Below are 15,171 nucleotides of genomic sequence, written 5' to 3'. Positions count from 1 at the left end.
GCGATCAGCTACGCAAAGGTGCCGCCGGGCAGCCGGCCCAGTTGCTGCCGGCGGGGATGTGTTCGCCCTTCATCACCAGGGTCAAGGGCCCCAGGCGCGCATTGTCGCCCACCTTGGCGCTGTACAGCACGGAACTGCGCGGGCCCATGTAGACGCGCTGGCCGATTTCCACATGGTCGATCTTCATCACGCGGTCTTCGAACAAATGCGTTTGCGGGCAGGTGAGCGCGTTCAATTCGCTGTAGTCGCCGATGTGCACGCAGTCGAATTCCGTGATGTCCGTGGTGTCCATGTAGACGCCGCGGCCGATCTTGCAGCCGAACAGGCGGAAGGCCAGCGGCAGCCACGGCGTGCCGCGCAGGTAACGCATGAAGTTGGGCACGGCGATGCCTTCATACAGGTTGGTCACGCCTTCCGAAATCCACACGAATGGCGTCCACATGGGCGCCGCGTGCTTGCGGTAGCGTCCCAGCAGCAGCCACTTGAACAGCACCACGACGAGGAAATTTCCGATGCCGTAGGCGATGCCGGCAATGGCCAGGTCGCCCACCACTTCGCCCCAGCGTCCGGCGCCCGCGATCGGCATCACGTCCAGCACCAGGGTGTAGCCGACGGCGATCACCACCGCGTGCGGCGCGACGATGCGGAAGGCTTCGATCAGGCTGCGGCCCAGGCGGCGCAGCAGCGAGGGTTTGAACGTCAGGTGCTCGGCAAAACCGCTGACCTGTTCGCGCGCGGGCAGGTGCATGGGGGGAGAACCCAGCCACGTGTCGCCGCTATGCATCTGCTCATTGCGTGGCGCATGCGTGTGCACGCCGATCAGCACGTGTTCGGGCAGCACGGTACCGTCCGGGATATAGCTGCCGTTGCCGACAAAGCTGCGGTGCGAGATGATGGTGGGGCGCATGGTCATCCAGCCGCCGTCGATCTGTTCGTCGCCCAGCATGACGGCGTCGGCGATGAAGGTGTCGTCACCCAGGGTCAGCATGTCGGGCACTACGCCCAGCGCCGTGGAAATCTCGGCGCCCTTGCCGACCTTGGCTCCCAGCAGGCGGTACCAGTAAGGGGCGTACACGGTAGCGTAAATGCCATGCAGGACATTCAGGCTCGACTCCTGGATATGGCTGACCAGCCACTTGGCGCAATAGATATTGCTGTGCACGGGCGAGCTGCCCGGCTTCAAACGGGGCAGCGCGCCCCAGCGGATGGCGGCCGACAGCAGGGCGGTCAGCACGATCAGCACGGCACTGGCGGGAAAGGCCAGCAGGAAGTAGCGGGCCAGCTGGGTCGTCACGTCGCGGCCCTGCAGCCACGGCATCATTTCGCGCTCGTCGAACCAGTCGATCAGCACGAAGCTGGGGAAGACGGGCATGAAGAACAGCACGGCGATCAAGACCATGCCAAAGCAGAAGAACAGGGTTTCGCCCGTCAGGCGCAAGCGCGACACGGCGGGGCGCGGAGGTTGGCTGGCCGTGTCGTAGGGGCCGATGTCGCGCGCGGGCGAACCGGTCCAGACCCTGCCAGCCGGCACGCTCACGCCGTCGGCCAGCGCGGATTGTCCCTCCAGGTGGCCGTAGGCACCCACTTCGGTATTGCCTTCCAGGATGGCGTAGGAACTGATGCAGGCGTCGTCGCCGATGCGGATGCGGCCCAGCAGCAAACAGCCTCGTTCCACGCGGGCGTTTTCAAAGTTGACGGCATTGCCCACGCTGACGTTGTCGCCGATGTCGAGCAGGTCGGGCGCGCGCAGGGTCATCGAGCCAATGACCACTTCCTTGCCCACTTTCGCGCCCAGCGCGCGCAGCCACCAGCTGTTCAGCGACGAGCCGCTGAGCAGATACGCGGGCGCCGATTCGACCAGGCGGTCGGCCAGCCACCAGCGGTAGTAGGTGATGCCCCACAGCGGATAGCTGCCCGGTTTCAAACGCCCGGCGATCAGCCACTTGCCGGCAATCGCGATGGCAAATTCGGCCAAGGTCGCCAGCAGGAACACGCCGATCGAGGCGGCGATGGCGCGCGGCACGGTATCTCCCGTGTCGCCCGTGAAGAAGTGATACGTGAAGAAGGGCGCCATCCACTGCGCCATGCGCAGGGTGACGAGGCCCGGCACGGCCGCCGCCTGGGCGGCGCCGCAGATCCAGCGCTTCAGGGCCGATGGCGGCGTCCAATCGGCTTCCGGCGTGGCCAGCGCGGGCACTTCGTTCAGCACGGCGGCGATCTTGCCGATTTGCCGGTTCTGGTAAATGTCGCGCACCGTCATGTGGGCGTAGGCCGGATCGGCGCGCAGGGCGGACGCCAGGCGCGCGGCCAGGAAGGAGTGGCCACCGAGGTCGCTGAAGAAATCGAGCTGGCGCAGGATGGCCTGGCCCGGGAACAGCTTGGACAGCGCCGCGAACAGGGCCGCTTCGGCCGGCGTTTCCGGCACGTCCGATTCGCCCGCCTCGCCTGCCGGCGGGGCGGACAGCGGCATGGCTTTCAAGGCCTTCCTGTCGATTTTTCCCGAGGTCAGGCGCGGCATCAGCGGCAGCAGCTCGAAGCGGCCAGGCACCATATACGGCGGCAAATGCAGGTTCAGGGACGCGCGCAGGGTTTTTGCGGCCAGGGCGTCGTCGCTCGCATCGTCGCTGCCGACGATGTAGGCCACCAGCTGGTCGATGCCATCATCCTTGCGCAACAATACGGCCACCGTGCCCACGCCCGCCTGCTGCGCCAGCACGGCTTCGATTTCGCCCAGTTCCACGCGGAAGCCGCGTATTTTCACTTGATCGTCGGCGCGGCCCAGGCACAGCACCTGACCGTCGGCATCGATGCGGGCCAGGTCGCCCGTGCGGTACAGCCGTGCGTCATCCTCGCTTGTCGCCCATGGATTGGGCAGGAATTTTTCCACCGTCAGGTCGGGCCGGCCCAGGTAGCCTTCCGCCAGGCCGGGGCCGATGATGCACAGCTCACCCGTTTCGCCGCGTGGCAGCAGAACCAGGGGACGGTTTTCTCCCGGCTCGGCCACCTGCAGCACCAGCAAGCCATAGTTGGGCAGCGGCGTGCCGATGGTGACGGATTCACCGGGCCGCAGGCGCGCCAGGCTGCACGACACGGTCGCTTCGGTTGGGCCATAGGTGTTGAACATGGCGCGGCCCGGGCGCGACCAGCGCTCGACCAGGGATTCCGGGCACATCTCGCCGCCCAGGTTGATCAGGCGCAGGCTCGGTACTTCCTCGGCGAACAGGGCCAGCAAGGTCGGCACTGCGTGGAGAACGGTGACCTTGTTCACGGCCAGCGCGCGCGGCAAGGCTTCCGGGTCGCCCGAGATATCCTTGGGGCCCAGCCACAGGGTGGCGCCCACCAGGTAGGCGATCCAGATTTCCTCGAACGACATGTCGAAGGCGACGGAAAAACCCTGGTAGACGGTGTCGGATTGCGCGACTTCCAGCACGGCGTTTTCGCTGCGCAGGAAGTGGCAGATGCTGCGCTGATTGATCAATATGCCCTTGGGCTTGCCCGTGGAACCCGACGTGTAGATCACATAGGCTGGGTGTCCGGGCAGGACGGCGCCGCGCGCGGGCAGGTGTTCGCCCGGCGCGGCGGGGGCCAGCAGACTTTCCGCCGTCCACACGGGGCGCTTGATACCGGCATCAAACAGGCGCGGCGCGAACTGTGCGCAGCTGACGACCCCAGCGCCATTGGCGTCATCGAGGCACACTTGCAGGCGTTCCACGGGCGTGTCTTCATCGACGGGCAGCCAGGCGGCGCCCGCCTTGGCGATAGCCGCCTGCATCAGCAGCAGCGGGGCGCCGCGCGGCAGCCACAGGCCCACGATGTCGCCAGGCTTGACGCCGGCCGCCACCAGGCGCGATGCGGCCAGGCCCGCCTGAGCATCGAGTTCGGCGTAGCTGATGCGGCGCTCGCCGTCGATCAGGGCGATCTGTGCGGGGCAGCGGCGGGCCGTCGCTTCGAGCAGGTCGGCCAGCACTTCCTCGCGCAGCAGATCCGGTCGCGGCGGGCCGTACAGGATGTCGGCGTGGGTGGAAGGGATGCCTGGGCTGACTGCGGTGAAATCGTTCATGGATGACGCTTATCTGTAATGCTGTGTGAGGAATCTGACGGGCTGCGCATGGTGCGCAGCACAGTTGATACATTACAGCACGCAAGACATTTCAGCGTTGTAGAACGGGTAATTTTGCGGGGCTTTGCGAAATTATGTGGTTGCAGGCTCAACTGCCGTGATTATGGAATGTAAAACGGGGAAACATGGCGCCGATTTGCGCCACAGTGCTCGCCGCCGGATAGCCGTGCAGGGGGCGGCCGGCCAGCGCCGCATCCAGGCAGCCTTCGGCCCGGAACTGCTGCAGCACATAGTTGTCGACGCCCTTTGCGGCCAGGGTGGTGGCCAGGGCCAGCAACTGCTCGTCCGGCAGCAGGTCCGGGTGGGTGGTGGTGCGGCATTCGTAGGCGACGCCGCTGGCGAGGATGGCGTCCAGGCAGGCGCGCGCCGGGTCGCCGCTGCCGGCCACGCGGGTCACATGACGATAGTCGGCAAACGGCGCCTTGATGTCGAAGCCCACCCAATCGACCAGGGGCAGCACTTCCTGGAGGCGCTGCGGATAGATGCAGGCCGTGTGCAGGCCGATGCCGAAACCCAGCGCCTTGACATCGAGCATGGCGCGTTCCAGGGCCGGGTCCATGCAGGCTTCGCCGCCGCTGAAGACGACGGCGTCGACCAGGCCCACGCGGCGGCGCAGCCAGGTCAATACGTCGCGCCAGGGCATGGCGCCATCCGGCGTGCGCACCTGCAAGTGCGGATTGTGGCAATAGCCGCAACGCCAGGGGCAGCCCTGCACGAACACCACGGCCGCCAGCTTGCCCGGATAGTCGGTGGCGGAAAAGGGCGTCAGGCCGCCCACTTTCAGTTCAGCTGCCATGGCAGGCGGGCTGGCCAACCCGGGCGCTCGCTTCCGTAAAATACTGGCGCTCGTGGAATTCGCCCTGCTTGCCGATGTTGAACGAGGCGACGGGGCGGTGATAGCCCATCACGCGGGTCCAGATTTCGCAGCGCTGGCGTTCGGTGTCGAGCAGGGTGATGGCGGGAGTGAAGTCGGGACGTGCATTCATGGTGTTTCCTCAAGTGATGGAACAGGGTTGGCCTGCTTGCGGGCGATCAGTTCCGCGTCGCAGGTGGGGCAGAATTCGTGTTTTCCGGCCAGGTAGCCATGGCGCGGACAGATGGAAAACGTGGGCGTGACGGTGATGTAGGGCAGCGAGAAGCGGCTCAGCGCGCGTTTCACCAGTTCGCGGCAGGCGTTGGCGTCCGACAGCGCTTCCGTCATGTACAGGTGCAGCACCGTGCCGCCTGTGTACTTGCGCTGCAGCGCGTCCTGCAATTCCAGCGCCTCGAACGGGTCGTCCGTGTGGCCCACGGGCAGCTGCGACGAGTTCGTGTAATACGGGTTGTCCGGCGTACCCGCCTGCAGGATGGCCGGATAGCGCTTGCGGTCTTCGCGGGCGAAGCGGTAGGTGGTGCCCTCGGCCGGTGTCGCTTCCAGGTTGTACATATGGCCCGTCTCTTCCTGGAAGGCCACCATGCGGGCGCGCACGTGGTCGAGCAGGCGTATCGCCAGCGCATGGCCCTCGGCGGACGTGATGTCGTAGGCGTCGCCGCTGAAATTGCGGATCATCTCGTTGATGCCGTTCACGCCCAGCGTGGAAAAGTGATTGCGCAGGGTGCCCAGGTAGCGCTTCGTGTAGGGGAACAGGCCTTGCTGCATCAGTTCCTCGATGGTGCGGCGCTTGATTTCCAGGCTGATTTTGCCCAGTTCCAGCAGGTGGTCCAGGTCGGCTAGCAGCGCTGCTTCGTCGCCGCGCCACAGGTGGCCCAGGCGCGCGCAGTTGATGGTGACCACGCCCAGGGAACCTGTCTGTTCGGCGGAACCGAACAGGCCATTGCCCCGTTTCAGCAGTTCGCGCAAGTCCAGTTGCAATCGGCAGCACATGGAGCGGATCATGTTCGGCTTGAGTTCCGAATTGATGAAATTCTGGAAGTAGGGCAGGCCGTAGCGGGCCGTCATCTCGAACAGGCGTTCCGCATTCTCGCTATGCCAGTCGAAATCTTCGGTGATGTTATAGGTGGGGATGGGGAAGGTGAAGACGCGGCCCTTGGCGTCGCCCGCCATCATGATCTCGATATACGCACGGTTGATCATGTCCATCTCCGCCTGCAGCTCGCCATAGCTGAAGTCCATCTCCTGGCCGGCGATGACGGGAATCTGCTCGCGCAGGTCGTCCGGGCAGACCCAGTCGAAAGTGAGGTTGGTAAACGGCGTCTGCGTGCCCCAGCGCGATGGCACGTTGAGGTTGAAGATCAGCTCCTGCATGTACTGGCGCACGTCTTCGTAGCGCAGGCTGTCCTTGCGGATGTAGGGCGCCATGTAGGTGTCGAAGGAGCTGAACGCCTGCGCGCCGGCCCATTCGTTTTGCAGGGTGCCCAGAAAATTGACGATCTGGCCGATGGCGCTCGACATGTGTTTCGGCGGACCCGACTCGATCTTGCCCGGCACGCCATTCAAGCCTTCATGCAGCAAAGTGCGCAGCGACCAGCCGGCGCAATAGCCGGCCAGCATGTCGAGGTCGTGGATGTGCAGCGCCGCTTCGCGGTGCGCCGCGCCCACTTCCGGCGGATACACCTGGTCCAGCCAGTAATTGGCGATGACCTTGCCCGACACATTGAGGATCAGGCCACCCAGGGAATACCCCTGGTTAGCGTTGGCGTTCACGCGCCAGTCGCGCCGTTCCAGGTATTCATTGATGGACGCGGCGACATCGACCTGGCCGCGTGTGGGGGAAACTGCATTCGTCGTCATGAAACCTCCAATAAACACAACATGCGGTGTTTTTATGAAGGTTATCTACTAAATGTAGTGTAGTCAAAGGTGGCGTGCAAGCGATTCGCGTATCCTTGATCCAGGTGAAAAAACCACCTCAGCCGGTTTTGTTCCAGCGCGTTTCGCGCAGGATCAGCCAGCTCGCGCAAAAGAACGCGGCGCCGCAGGCGGCGATGCTGGCGACGGAAGCGGGCAGGACCTGGGCCCAGATTTCCAGCGGCGAATAGGTGCTCCAGCTGGCCACGCGCGCATCGAAGGTGGCGTAGTTCGCCAGCAGCCAGTAGATGGCCAGCAGGCCCGTGCAGATGGCGGCCTGACGCAGCAGCGGCAGTTGGCGGCGCGCGAACACGGCCAGCAGGAACAGCAGCAGCACGCCCGGATAGGCGCCCAGCACTTCCGGCGACAGCACCGAGAGGGTCCCTGCGTCATAGCCATCGTTCGGGCCGGCCCACTGCACTTGCAGCGCGGTGAGGAACAGTGTCAGAAGAAAAATCAGCAGCGGTTTGCGGGTCATGGTGGACAATCGAAGAGGGAGAAAAGTGGGGCATTTTACAGCCAGGTCAAGCAAGTTGAAGGTGCGCCCGCCATGCATGCATTCCTTCACCTGCGTCAACGACTGGGCAGCATGGGAGGGGCTATAGTCTGCACCCTGAGCCGATACAGGACTGTGAATATCATGATGCTTGAATCAACTACCGCCACCCGCGTGGCCGGACCGCTGGAACTGGTCTGCCCCGCCGGCAGCCTGCCTGCCTTGAAAGCGGCCGTCGACAATGGCGCCGATACCGTTTACCTGGGCTTTCGCGACGCCACCAATGCGCGCAATTTCGCCGGCCTCAATTTTGACGAGAAGGCCATCGCCGAGGGTGTGCGCTATGCCCACCAGTACGGGCGCAAGGTGCTGCTGGCGCTGAACACCTATCCGCAGCCGCACAACTGGGCCGTGTGGCGTAGCGCCATCGACCGCGCCGCCGCGGCGGGCATCGACGCCATGATCGTTGCCGATCCGGGCCTGATGGCCTACGCGGCCCAGCACCAGCCACAGCTGCGCCTGCACCTGTCCGTGCAGGGCTCGGCCACGAATTATGAAGCCATCAACTTCTATCACGAGCATTTCGGCATCGCCCGCGCCGTGCTGCCGCGCGTGCTGTCGATGACGCAGGTGGAACAACTGATCAGCAAGACGGAGGTGGAGATCGAAGTGTTCGGTTTCGGCAGCCTGTGCGTGATGGTCGAAGGGCGCTGCGCCTTGTCTTCGTATGCGACGGGCGAGGCGCCGAACACCCACGGCGTGTGCTCGCCGGCCAAGGCCGTGCGCTGGCTGGAAACGCCGAACGGTCTGGAGTCGCGCCTGAACGGCGTGCTGATCGACCGCTACGCGCCCGGTGAAAACGCCAGCTATCCCACCCTGTGCAAGGGCCGTTTCGAAGTCAATGACGAAGAGTATTACGCGATCGAGGAGCCGGCCAGCTTGAATACCCTGGCGCTGCTGCCGCAACTGATCGCCATGGGCGTGCGCGCCGTGAAAATCGAAGGACGCCAGCGCAGTCCCGCCTACGTGGCCCAGGTCACGCGCGTGTGGCGCGAAGCGATCGACGCCTGCCGCGAAGGCAATCCGCGCTACGCCGTCAAGCCGGGCTGGATGGCGGCCATGGACAAGCTGGCCGAGGGCCAGCAGCACACATTGGGTGCCTACCACAGATCTTGGAAATAGAGGATGAACATGCTGAAGCTTTCACTGGGCCCCTTGCTGTACTACTGGCCGCGCGCCACCGTCTTCGAGTTTTACCAGCAGATCGCCGGCAGCGCCGTCGATATCGTGTATCTGGGCGAAACCGTCTGCTCGCGCCGGCATGAGCTGCGCCTGGCCGACTGGCTCGATATCGCCGACATGCTGACCGCTGCAGGCAAGGAAGTGGTGCTGTCGACGCAGGCGCTGATCGAGGCGGGCGCCGAACTGGCGAGCCTGCGCCGCATCACGGGCAATGGCCGCTATACGGTCGAGGCCAACGACATGGGCGCCGTGCACTGCATGGAAACGGGCGCGTCCTTTGTCGCCGGCCCCCATTTGAACCTGTTCAATGGCCCCAGCCTGCAACTGCTGGCGCGCCTGGGGGCGCGGCGCTGGGTGATGCCGCTGGAAATGGGGCAGGCGGCGCTGGCCGAGATGCAGCGCCAGAAACCGGAAGGGCTGGAGACGGAAGTGTTTGCCTATGGCCGCATGCCGCTGGCGTTTTCCGCGCGCTGCTTCACGGCGCGCAACCGCAACCTGCCGAAGGACGACTGCGGCTACAGCTGCCTTGAAGAGCCGGACGGCCTGCTGCTGCGCACGCGCGATGAAGTGCCGTTCCTCGTACTGAATGGCACACAGACGCAGTCGGCGCTGGTCTACAACCTGGTGCGCGAACTCGACGCCATGCGCGACATGGGCGTGGCGGTGGCGCGCATCAGCCCGCAGGCCATGCATACGGAACAAGTCATCGCCATCTTCGACCGCGCCCGCCGCGGTCAGGTCAGCGGCGTGGGCGCCCAGGCCCAGCTGGCGGCCTGCCAGCCGGCCGGCGCCTGCGACGGCTACTGGCACGGCCAGCCCGGCATGGAACAGCACGCCGCTCATTGAACGCATCGAAAGGAAGCACCATGCAAGATCAATTGGAAAGATTGCCCATCCCGGCCAAGCCCGCCATGAGCAAGCCCGCCATGAGCAAGCCCGCCATGTCGTACCGGCTGCCCGAACCGCTGGCCGACTTGCTGTCCAAGCTGCCGCCGTATCCCGCCTCCTGGCTGTTCGTGCAAGGCTTGAACCGCCTGTTGGCGCCGCAATTGCCCGACGATGTGCGGCGCAGCCTGGAGGGGCGCAGCCTGCGCCTGCGCTTGCTCGATGCGGGCATCGCCTTCGATTTCGAGTGGCAGGGCACGGTGTTCGTGGCCGAGCGCTATGTGGACGTGCCGGACCTGTGCATCGCCGCCAGCGTGCATGACCTGATGCTGATGGCGCGGCGCCAGGAAGATCCGGACACGCTGTTCTTCAGCCGTCGTTTGAGCCTGGAAGGCGATACGGAGCTGGGCCTGCTGTTCAAGAATACGCTCGACGCCATCGAGCTGCCGCCGTTCGACTTGCAGGCGCTGGGACCGCGCCGCGTGCTGGCGCATCTGCGCGACCGGGGCGCGCGGGAAGGCTGAGCGGAGCAGGGGGAACGGAGAAGGGCTGGAGCAGGCGTTCAGTGGCGGCAGTGACCGCAGGCGCCGCTGCAGGACGGCAGTTGTTCCTCATCGGAGGTCTCGCCCATGAAGCCTGCGTCGTTGACGGCCGCCAGCAGGCGCTCCTGCGTGGCCAGCCGTTCGTCAAATTGCACCGTGGCGCCGTGGCGCGCCAGCGAGACGCAGACGGTGGCCACGCCCGTGACGGCTTCGAGCGCGCCCGTGAGCCTGTCGGCGCAGCCTTCGTGATCCATTCCAATAATATTCAAGCGCGCTGTCTGCATGGGTTCCTCTTGTTTTTCAAATAAAAAAACAGCGTAGGCGAGGGGCGCGCATGCCGTCCAGAGCAGCACGCAAGATTTATTTTCTATTTGCGGTTTTATTGATCTGGATTAATTCACTCTCTCCGGGCCAGCCTGAAACTGCTGTTGTTTTATACACAGTTTCCTTATTCCAGTCGACAAGCGTGGCCTGCTGCGCGATACTGTCATTCTGATAAGAACGCTGATGAAAGCGCTGGAAAGGAGGGGCCATGCAACGCCGCCCCCTGCTCATGCTTGCCGGCCTGTGGCCGTTTGGCGCGGCCGCCGGCACGCCGCTGCCGCTCGTGTATCCGCGCCACCAGGCACTCAATGATCCGCAGCAAGGCTACGTGACGGCTTTGCTGCAACTGGCGCTGGCGCGTTCGGGCCAGGCGTATGCATTGCGCCGTTCCGAACTGCGCATGGTGCAGACGCGCGCCATGCAGGAAATCGCCACGGCGTCGGGTAGCGTCGATATCGTATGGGCCATGACGAGCCGCGCGCGCGAAACGCAATTGCTGCCGGTGCGCATCCCCATCGACCGTGGCCTGATCGGCTGGCGCGTGGCCCTGATCCAGGCGCGCCAGCCGCAGCTGCTGCGGGCCGTGCGCAGCATCGCGGCGCTGGCGCGGCTGTCTGCCGGCCAGATGCGCGACTGGCCCGACTCCGCCATCTTGCAAGCGAATGGCTTGCGCCTCGATACCTCGAGCACCTACGAAGGCCTGTTCCAGCAACTGGCGGCAGGGCGCATCGATTACTTTCCCCGTTCCGTGATCGAGGCGCAAAGCGAGCTGGCCAGCCATGCGCAATTGCCGCTGGCGCTCGATGCCCACCTGGTCATCCGCTACCCGGCCGCGCTGTATTTTTTTGTCGGCAAGCACCGGCCGGAACTGGCACGCCACATTGAAATCGGGCTGGAAACCATGCTCGCCGATGGCAGTTTCGCGCAGTTGTTCCAGCGCCATTTTGGCCGTCTCGCGGACGGTCTGAAGCTGTCTCATCGGTACGTGCTGGAGCTGGCCAATCCTGACGTGCCGGAGGAGACGCCGCTGGCGCGCAAGGCACTCTGGTATCGTCCAAATCATTACTAGTGGTTTTGTTGATCGGTGTCAAACCACCTCTTCAATCGTGCGCAGGATGTTTGATGAAAAGCAAGGCGAGTTCAATAGAACAGCTGTTGACACTTATAAATTTTTCACCGAACATGATTCCTCGTAACAACATTTCCCCGACACGGGCCTTCAGGGCTGGTGCTGCGCGGGACCCTGTACGCCCGTTCAACCGCCAGCGCCTGCCAGCCCGAGAACGGGTAACCAACCGTCTCTTTTCGAAGGTTTTCTCATGCTCGATTCGATCGCGTCGGTATTGCACCAGGTTCCGGAATTGGCCTTGTTCCTGGCACTCGCCTTGGGCTACGCGGTAGGGCAGATACGCTTCGGTCCCATCCAGCTGGGCGGCGTGTGCGGCACCCTGATCGCCGCGCTGCTGATCGGCCAGCTGGGCATCACTCTGGACGCCAGCGTCAAGAATGTCTTCTTCATGCTGTTCATCTTTGCCCTCGGCTATGCGGGCGGTCCCCAGTTTTTTGCCAACCTGAATGCCAAGGGCTTGCGCTTAGGGCTGCTGTGCCTGATCGAAGTGGTGGTGGTGCTGACACTGGTGCTGCTGGCCACGCGCTTCCTGGGCCTGGACCAGGGCACGGCGGCCGGCATGATGGCGGGCGCAGCGACGGAATCGGCCGTCGTCGGCACGGCCACGGACGCCATTTCCAAGCTGGCGCTGCCGGCGGCGCGCATCGCCGAGCTGCAGGCCAACGTGGTCACCGCCTATTCGATCACCTACATCTTCGGCCTGATCGCCATCGTCATCGTCACCAGCCAGATTTTTCCGCTGTTGCTGCGCGTCAACCTGCGTGAGGAAGCGGACAAGCTGTGGGAGAAGATGGGCGGCGCGCAGACCGATGGCGACGGGGTGCAGGCGACGCCGGAAATGGTGGGCCGCGCCTACCGCATCAGCCGCGGTGCGGGACGCCGCCTCGATGCCTTGCAGCATATTTTCGCGGGCCGCGCCAGCATCACGCGCGTGCGCCGGCATGGCAAGGTGCTTGCCCTGGAGCCGGCATTGCGCCTGCGCAACAACGATGAAGTGCTGGTGATCGGCCACCGGCCCGCGCTGGTGGCGGCCGAAGCCATCCTGGGCGAGGAATTTGCCGATACGACGGGCTTGAACATGGCCGTCTCCGCCGTCGAAGTGGTGCTGCAGCAGGCGGCCCTCGTGGGCCAGCCCCTGCGCCAGCTGGCCTTGCCTTCCGGCGTGCATGTGGCGGCCGTCGTCCGTGGTGAGCACAGCATGCCGCCCCTGCCGGACCTGGCCTTGCAGCGCGACGACGTGCTGCGCCTGTATGGCACGACGGAAGGGCGCGAGCTCAACACGGCGCTGGGCGCCATCGGCAAGCGCGTGCCCTCGGGCGAGCGCAGCAACATCGTCTACGCCAGCATCGGCATCGTGCTCGGTGTGTATATCGGCGGCTTTACCGCCAAGCTGGGCGGCATTCCCTTTTCGCTGGGCACGGGCGGCGGCGCCTTGTTGACGGGCCTGGTGTTCGGCTGGTACCAGGCGCGAAAGCCGGGCATGCCGGGCATCCACCCCAGCGCGCTCGACATGATGAAGGATATCGGCCTGGCCACCTTCATCGCCTGCGTGGGCCTGGCGTCGGGACCGCAGGCGATCGATTTGATCCGCCAGTACGGGCTGTCGCTGCCGCTGATGGGCGTCTTGATCGCCGTCATCCCCGCCTCGCTCTCCTTGCTGGTAGGCCACTTTTTCCTCAAGCTGGAAGCGCCCGTGTTACTGGGCGCTATCGCCGGCCAGCAGTGCAGCACGCCGGCCCTGTCGGCCGTGCAGAACGCTGCCGGCAACTCGACACCCCTGCTGGGGTACACGATTACGTATGCCATTTCGAACGTGGTACTGCCTCTGCTGGGACCGCTTATCGTGGCCCTGGCCGGCTCGGTGCATGTGTAAGCCGCCCGCAAGGACGGACGTAGTAAAGAATTCCTTCAACACGAAAGGCGGTCTGTATGGAATGGTTGCATGAGTTATTCAAGAAGTCGCCTGAAATTGCCTTGTTTCTCTCCCTGGCAGTGGGTTACTACATCGGCAAGATCAAGTTCGGCTCGTTTCAGCTGGGCGGGGTCGCCGGTTCACTCCTGGTGGCGGTACTCGTCAGCCAGGTAGGCGTCGCCATCGATCCGGGCGTCAAGGCAGTGCTGTTCGCCCTGTTCATTTACGCGGTGGGCTATGAAAGCGGGCCGCAGTTCTTCAACTCCCTCGGGCGCCAGTCGGTGCGCGAAATCATCCTGGCCGTGGTGCTGGCCGTGACGGCGCTGCTGACGGTGGTCATCATGGCCAAGGTCTTTGGCCTGGACAAGGGCCTGGCGGCCGGCGTGGCGGCGGGTGGCTTGACGCAGTCGGCCATCATCGGCACGGCCGGCGACGCGATCACCAAGCTGGGCCTGGCGGCCGACGAGGTGGCGCGCCTGCAGGGCAACGTGGCCGTCGGCTATGCCGTGACGTATGTGTTCGGCTCGTTTGGCGCGATCATCGTCTGCGTCAATATCTTGCCGAAACTGATGGGGCGCACCATCCGCGAAGATGCGATCAAGGCGGAAACGGCGCTGCAGGCTGGCGTGCAGGTGCTGGGACCGGGCCAGACGCCGGCTGCGCCTGACCTGATCGGCCGCATCTACGACGTGGGCCCGGGCGCCGGGCGCTCCGTGGAGGAAATCGAAAGTGCCCATCCGAACACGGCCATCACCATCGAGCGCGTCAAGCGCAATGGCCAGATCATCGACGTCAGCCCGGACCTGGTGCTGGCGGCCGACGATATCGTGCTGCTGGTGGGGCGGCGCGAAGCGATGCTCAGCGTCTCTTCCCAGCTGGGCAAGGAATTGCTTGCCGTCGAAGGCATGGAACTGGTCATGCAGCGCCGCGACATGGTGCTGACCAACAAGGCTTACCACAACAAGACGGTGGGTGAAATCCGCAGCGCCACGGCGCCGGGCGTGCGTCACGGCATCTTTGTCGTGCAGCTGAGCCGCATGGGCAAGATATTGCCCATGCAATCGGAAACCGTGGTGCAGACGGGCGACGTGGTGACCATTTATGGCGCCGAGCAAGATGTCAAGCGCGTGGCGGCCGAAGTGGGCTACATGATCGTGCCGAGCGCCAAGACGGACTTTGTCTACATGGGCGCCGGTCTCGTCGTCGGTTTGCTGGTGGGTTTGCTGGTGGCGCGCATCGGCTCGATTCCGCTGACCCTGGGCAGCGGTGGCGGCGTGCTGCTGTCGGGCCTGGTATTCGGCTGGTTCCGCGCCAAGCGCCAGACCTTCGGCTACATGCCCAGCGGCGCCGTGCAAATCCTGAAAGACCTGGGCCTGGCCGGTTTCGTCGCCGTCGTCGGCCTCACGTCCGGCCTGCAAGCCGTACAAACCGTGCGCGAACATGGCCTGACCCTGTTTGGCGTAGGCGTCGTCGTGACCATCTTGCCGATGATCCTGACCATGCTGATCGGCCGTTACATTTTGCGTTATGACAACGTGGCCATCTTCGCGGGCGCCTTGTCCGGCTCGCGCAGCGCCAACCCTGCCTTCGGCGAAGTGCTGAACGCGGCGCAAAACTCGATTCCCACCGTGCCGTTTGCCATCACGTATGCCTTGGCCAACGTATTCCTGACCTTGCTGGGGCCGCTGATTGTGGCCTTCGTCTGAGTCTGCATGAATTTGCATGAACCTTTG

At 64.5% G+C, this 15,171-nt stretch carries 13 protein-coding genes; 6 read left to right on the top strand and 7 right to left on the bottom strand.

Going from position 1 to position 15,171, the window contains the following annotated elements:
• Positions 1-4: 4 nt before the first annotated feature.
• The 5 genes from ACQ4W0_RS13580 to ACQ4W0_RS13560 form a co-directional block, all read right to left on the bottom strand.
• Positions 5-4,060: a Pls/PosA family non-ribosomal peptide synthetase gene (locus ACQ4W0_RS13580; protein WP_436577196.1), complete on the bottom strand. Its 4,056-nt coding sequence runs from the start codon at positions 4,058-4,060 to the stop codon at positions 5-7.
• A 148-nt stretch (positions 4,061-4,208) separates the two neighbouring features.
• Positions 4,209-4,916: an anaerobic ribonucleoside-triphosphate reductase activating protein gene (locus ACQ4W0_RS13575; RefSeq protein ID WP_436577195.1), complete on the bottom strand. Its 708-nt coding sequence runs from the start codon at positions 4,914-4,916 to the stop codon at positions 4,209-4,211.
• Positions 4,906-5,106 carry an anaerobic ribonucleoside-triphosphate reductase gene (gene nrdD, locus ACQ4W0_RS13570; protein WP_436512675.1) on the bottom strand — a complete coding sequence of 67 codons (201 nt, stop codon included), beginning with the start codon at positions 5,104-5,106 and terminating at the stop codon, positions 4,906-4,908. Before nrdD ends, ACQ4W0_RS13575 begins: the two co-directional genes overlap by 11 nt.
• A complete protein-coding gene (locus ACQ4W0_RS13565; protein WP_436577194.1) occupies positions 5,103-6,851 on the bottom strand; it encodes a ribonucleoside triphosphate reductase in 1,749 nt (582 codons plus the stop codon). Before ACQ4W0_RS13565 ends, nrdD begins: the two co-directional genes overlap by 4 nt.
• A 118-nt stretch (positions 6,852-6,969) precedes the next feature.
• Entirely contained in the window at positions 6,970-7,386 is a 417-nt protein-coding gene (locus ACQ4W0_RS13560; protein ID WP_436577193.1) for a hypothetical protein, read from the bottom strand.
• 162 nt (positions 7,387-7,548) lie between these two features.
• Between ACQ4W0_RS13560 and ubiU the strand changes: the two genes are divergently transcribed.
• The 3 genes from ubiU to ubiT are packed head-to-tail and all read left to right on the top strand — an operon-like array spanning position 7,549 to position 10,055.
• A complete protein-coding gene (ubiU, locus tag ACQ4W0_RS13555) occupies positions 7,549-8,586 on the top strand; it encodes a ubiquinone anaerobic biosynthesis protein UbiU (protein WP_436577192.1) in 1,038 nt (345 codons plus the stop codon).
• A 9-nt stretch (positions 8,587-8,595) separates the two neighbouring features.
• The gene (gene ubiV, locus ACQ4W0_RS13550) at positions 8,596-9,492 is read left to right on the top strand and encodes a ubiquinone anaerobic biosynthesis protein UbiV (protein WP_436577191.1); all 897 of its coding nucleotides are present in this window, start codon (positions 8,596-8,598) and stop codon (positions 9,490-9,492) included.
• Positions 9,493-9,512: 20 nt separating this feature from the next.
• Positions 9,513-10,055 (top strand): ubiquinone anaerobic biosynthesis accessory factor UbiT, encoded by a 543-nt coding sequence (gene ubiT / locus ACQ4W0_RS13545; protein WP_436577190.1) that lies wholly within the window; start codon positions 9,513-9,515, stop codon positions 10,053-10,055.
• A gap of 38 nt (positions 10,056-10,093) precedes the next feature.
• Here the strand turns inward: ubiT and ACQ4W0_RS13540 are convergent, their stop codons facing one another.
• Entirely contained in the window at positions 10,094-10,357 is a 264-nt protein-coding gene (locus ACQ4W0_RS13540; RefSeq protein ID WP_436577189.1) for a heavy-metal-associated domain-containing protein, read from the bottom strand.
• A 76-nt stretch (positions 10,358-10,433) separates the two neighbouring features.
• Positions 10,434-10,607: a hypothetical protein gene (locus ACQ4W0_RS13535; protein WP_436577188.1), complete on the bottom strand. Its 174-nt coding sequence runs from the start codon at positions 10,605-10,607 to the stop codon at positions 10,434-10,436.
• On the opposite strand from ACQ4W0_RS13535, the gene ACQ4W0_RS13530 reads away from it, so the two are divergent.
• The 3 genes from ACQ4W0_RS13530 (at position 10,606) to aspT (ACQ4W0_RS13520) (ending at position 15,144) form a co-directional block, all read left to right on the top strand.
• A complete protein-coding gene (locus ACQ4W0_RS13530) occupies positions 10,606-11,466 on the top strand; it encodes a substrate-binding periplasmic protein (protein ID WP_436577187.1) in 861 nt (286 codons plus the stop codon). The two genes, ACQ4W0_RS13535 and ACQ4W0_RS13530, sit on opposite strands and share 2 nt — an antisense overlap.
• Positions 11,467-11,716: 250 nt before the next feature.
• The gene (aspT, locus tag ACQ4W0_RS13525) at positions 11,717-13,399 is read left to right on the top strand and encodes an aspartate-alanine antiporter (protein ID WP_436577186.1); all 1,683 of its coding nucleotides are present in this window, start codon (positions 11,717-11,719) and stop codon (positions 13,397-13,399) included.
• A 56-nt stretch (positions 13,400-13,455) separates the two neighbouring features.
• The gene (gene aspT / locus ACQ4W0_RS13520) at positions 13,456-15,144 is read left to right on the top strand and encodes an aspartate-alanine antiporter (RefSeq protein WP_436577185.1); all 1,689 of its coding nucleotides are present in this window, start codon (positions 13,456-13,458) and stop codon (positions 15,142-15,144) included.
• Positions 15,145-15,171: the final 27 nt, after the last annotated feature.

Source organism: Janthinobacterium breve, assembly GCF_051380895.1.
GTDB lineage: Bacteria > Pseudomonadota > Gammaproteobacteria > Burkholderiales > Burkholderiaceae_D > Janthinobacterium.
Note: the sequence above shows the minus strand (reverse complement) of the source record. Positions and strands in the feature narration are given on the sequence as shown.

What these genes read in the sequence shown, in the direction of transcription:
- ACQ4W0_RS13580 (WP_436577196.1), bottom strand. Translation starts at nt 4,060, where the DNA reads ATGAACGATTTCACCGCAGTCAGCCCAGGCATCCCTTCCACCCACGCC.
- ACQ4W0_RS13575 (WP_436577195.1), bottom strand. Translation starts at nt 4,916, where the DNA reads ATGGCAGCTGAACTGAAAGTGGGCGGCCTGACGCCCTTTTCCGCCACC.
- nrdD (WP_436512675.1), bottom strand. Translation starts at nt 5,106, where the DNA reads ATGAATGCACGTCCCGACTTCACTCCCGCCATCACCCTGCTCGACACC.
- ACQ4W0_RS13565 (WP_436577194.1), bottom strand. Translation starts at nt 6,851, where the DNA reads ATGACGACGAATGCAGTTTCCCCCACACGCGGCCAGGTCGATGTCGCC.
- ACQ4W0_RS13560 (WP_436577193.1), bottom strand. Translation starts at nt 7,386, where the DNA reads ATGACCCGCAAACCGCTGCTGATTTTTCTTCTGACACTGTTCCTCACC.
- ubiU (WP_436577192.1), top strand. Translation starts at nt 7,549, where the DNA reads ATGATGCTTGAATCAACTACCGCCACCCGCGTGGCCGGACCGCTGGAA.
- ubiV (WP_436577191.1), top strand. Translation starts at nt 8,596, where the DNA reads ATGCTGAAGCTTTCACTGGGCCCCTTGCTGTACTACTGGCCGCGCGCC.
- ubiT (WP_436577190.1), top strand. Translation starts at nt 9,513, where the DNA reads ATGCAAGATCAATTGGAAAGATTGCCCATCCCGGCCAAGCCCGCCATG.
- ACQ4W0_RS13540 (WP_436577189.1), bottom strand. Translation starts at nt 10,357, where the DNA reads ATGCAGACAGCGCGCTTGAATATTATTGGAATGGATCACGAAGGCTGC.
- ACQ4W0_RS13530 (WP_436577187.1), top strand. Translation starts at nt 10,606, where the DNA reads ATGCAACGCCGCCCCCTGCTCATGCTTGCCGGCCTGTGGCCGTTTGGC.
- ACQ4W0_RS13535 (WP_436577188.1), bottom strand. Translation starts at nt 10,607, where the DNA reads ATGGCCCCTCCTTTCCAGCGCTTTCATCAGCGTTCTTATCAGAATGAC.
- aspT (WP_436577186.1), top strand. Translation starts at nt 11,717, where the DNA reads ATGCTCGATTCGATCGCGTCGGTATTGCACCAGGTTCCGGAATTGGCC.
- aspT (WP_436577185.1), top strand. Translation starts at nt 13,456, where the DNA reads ATGGAATGGTTGCATGAGTTATTCAAGAAGTCGCCTGAAATTGCCTTG.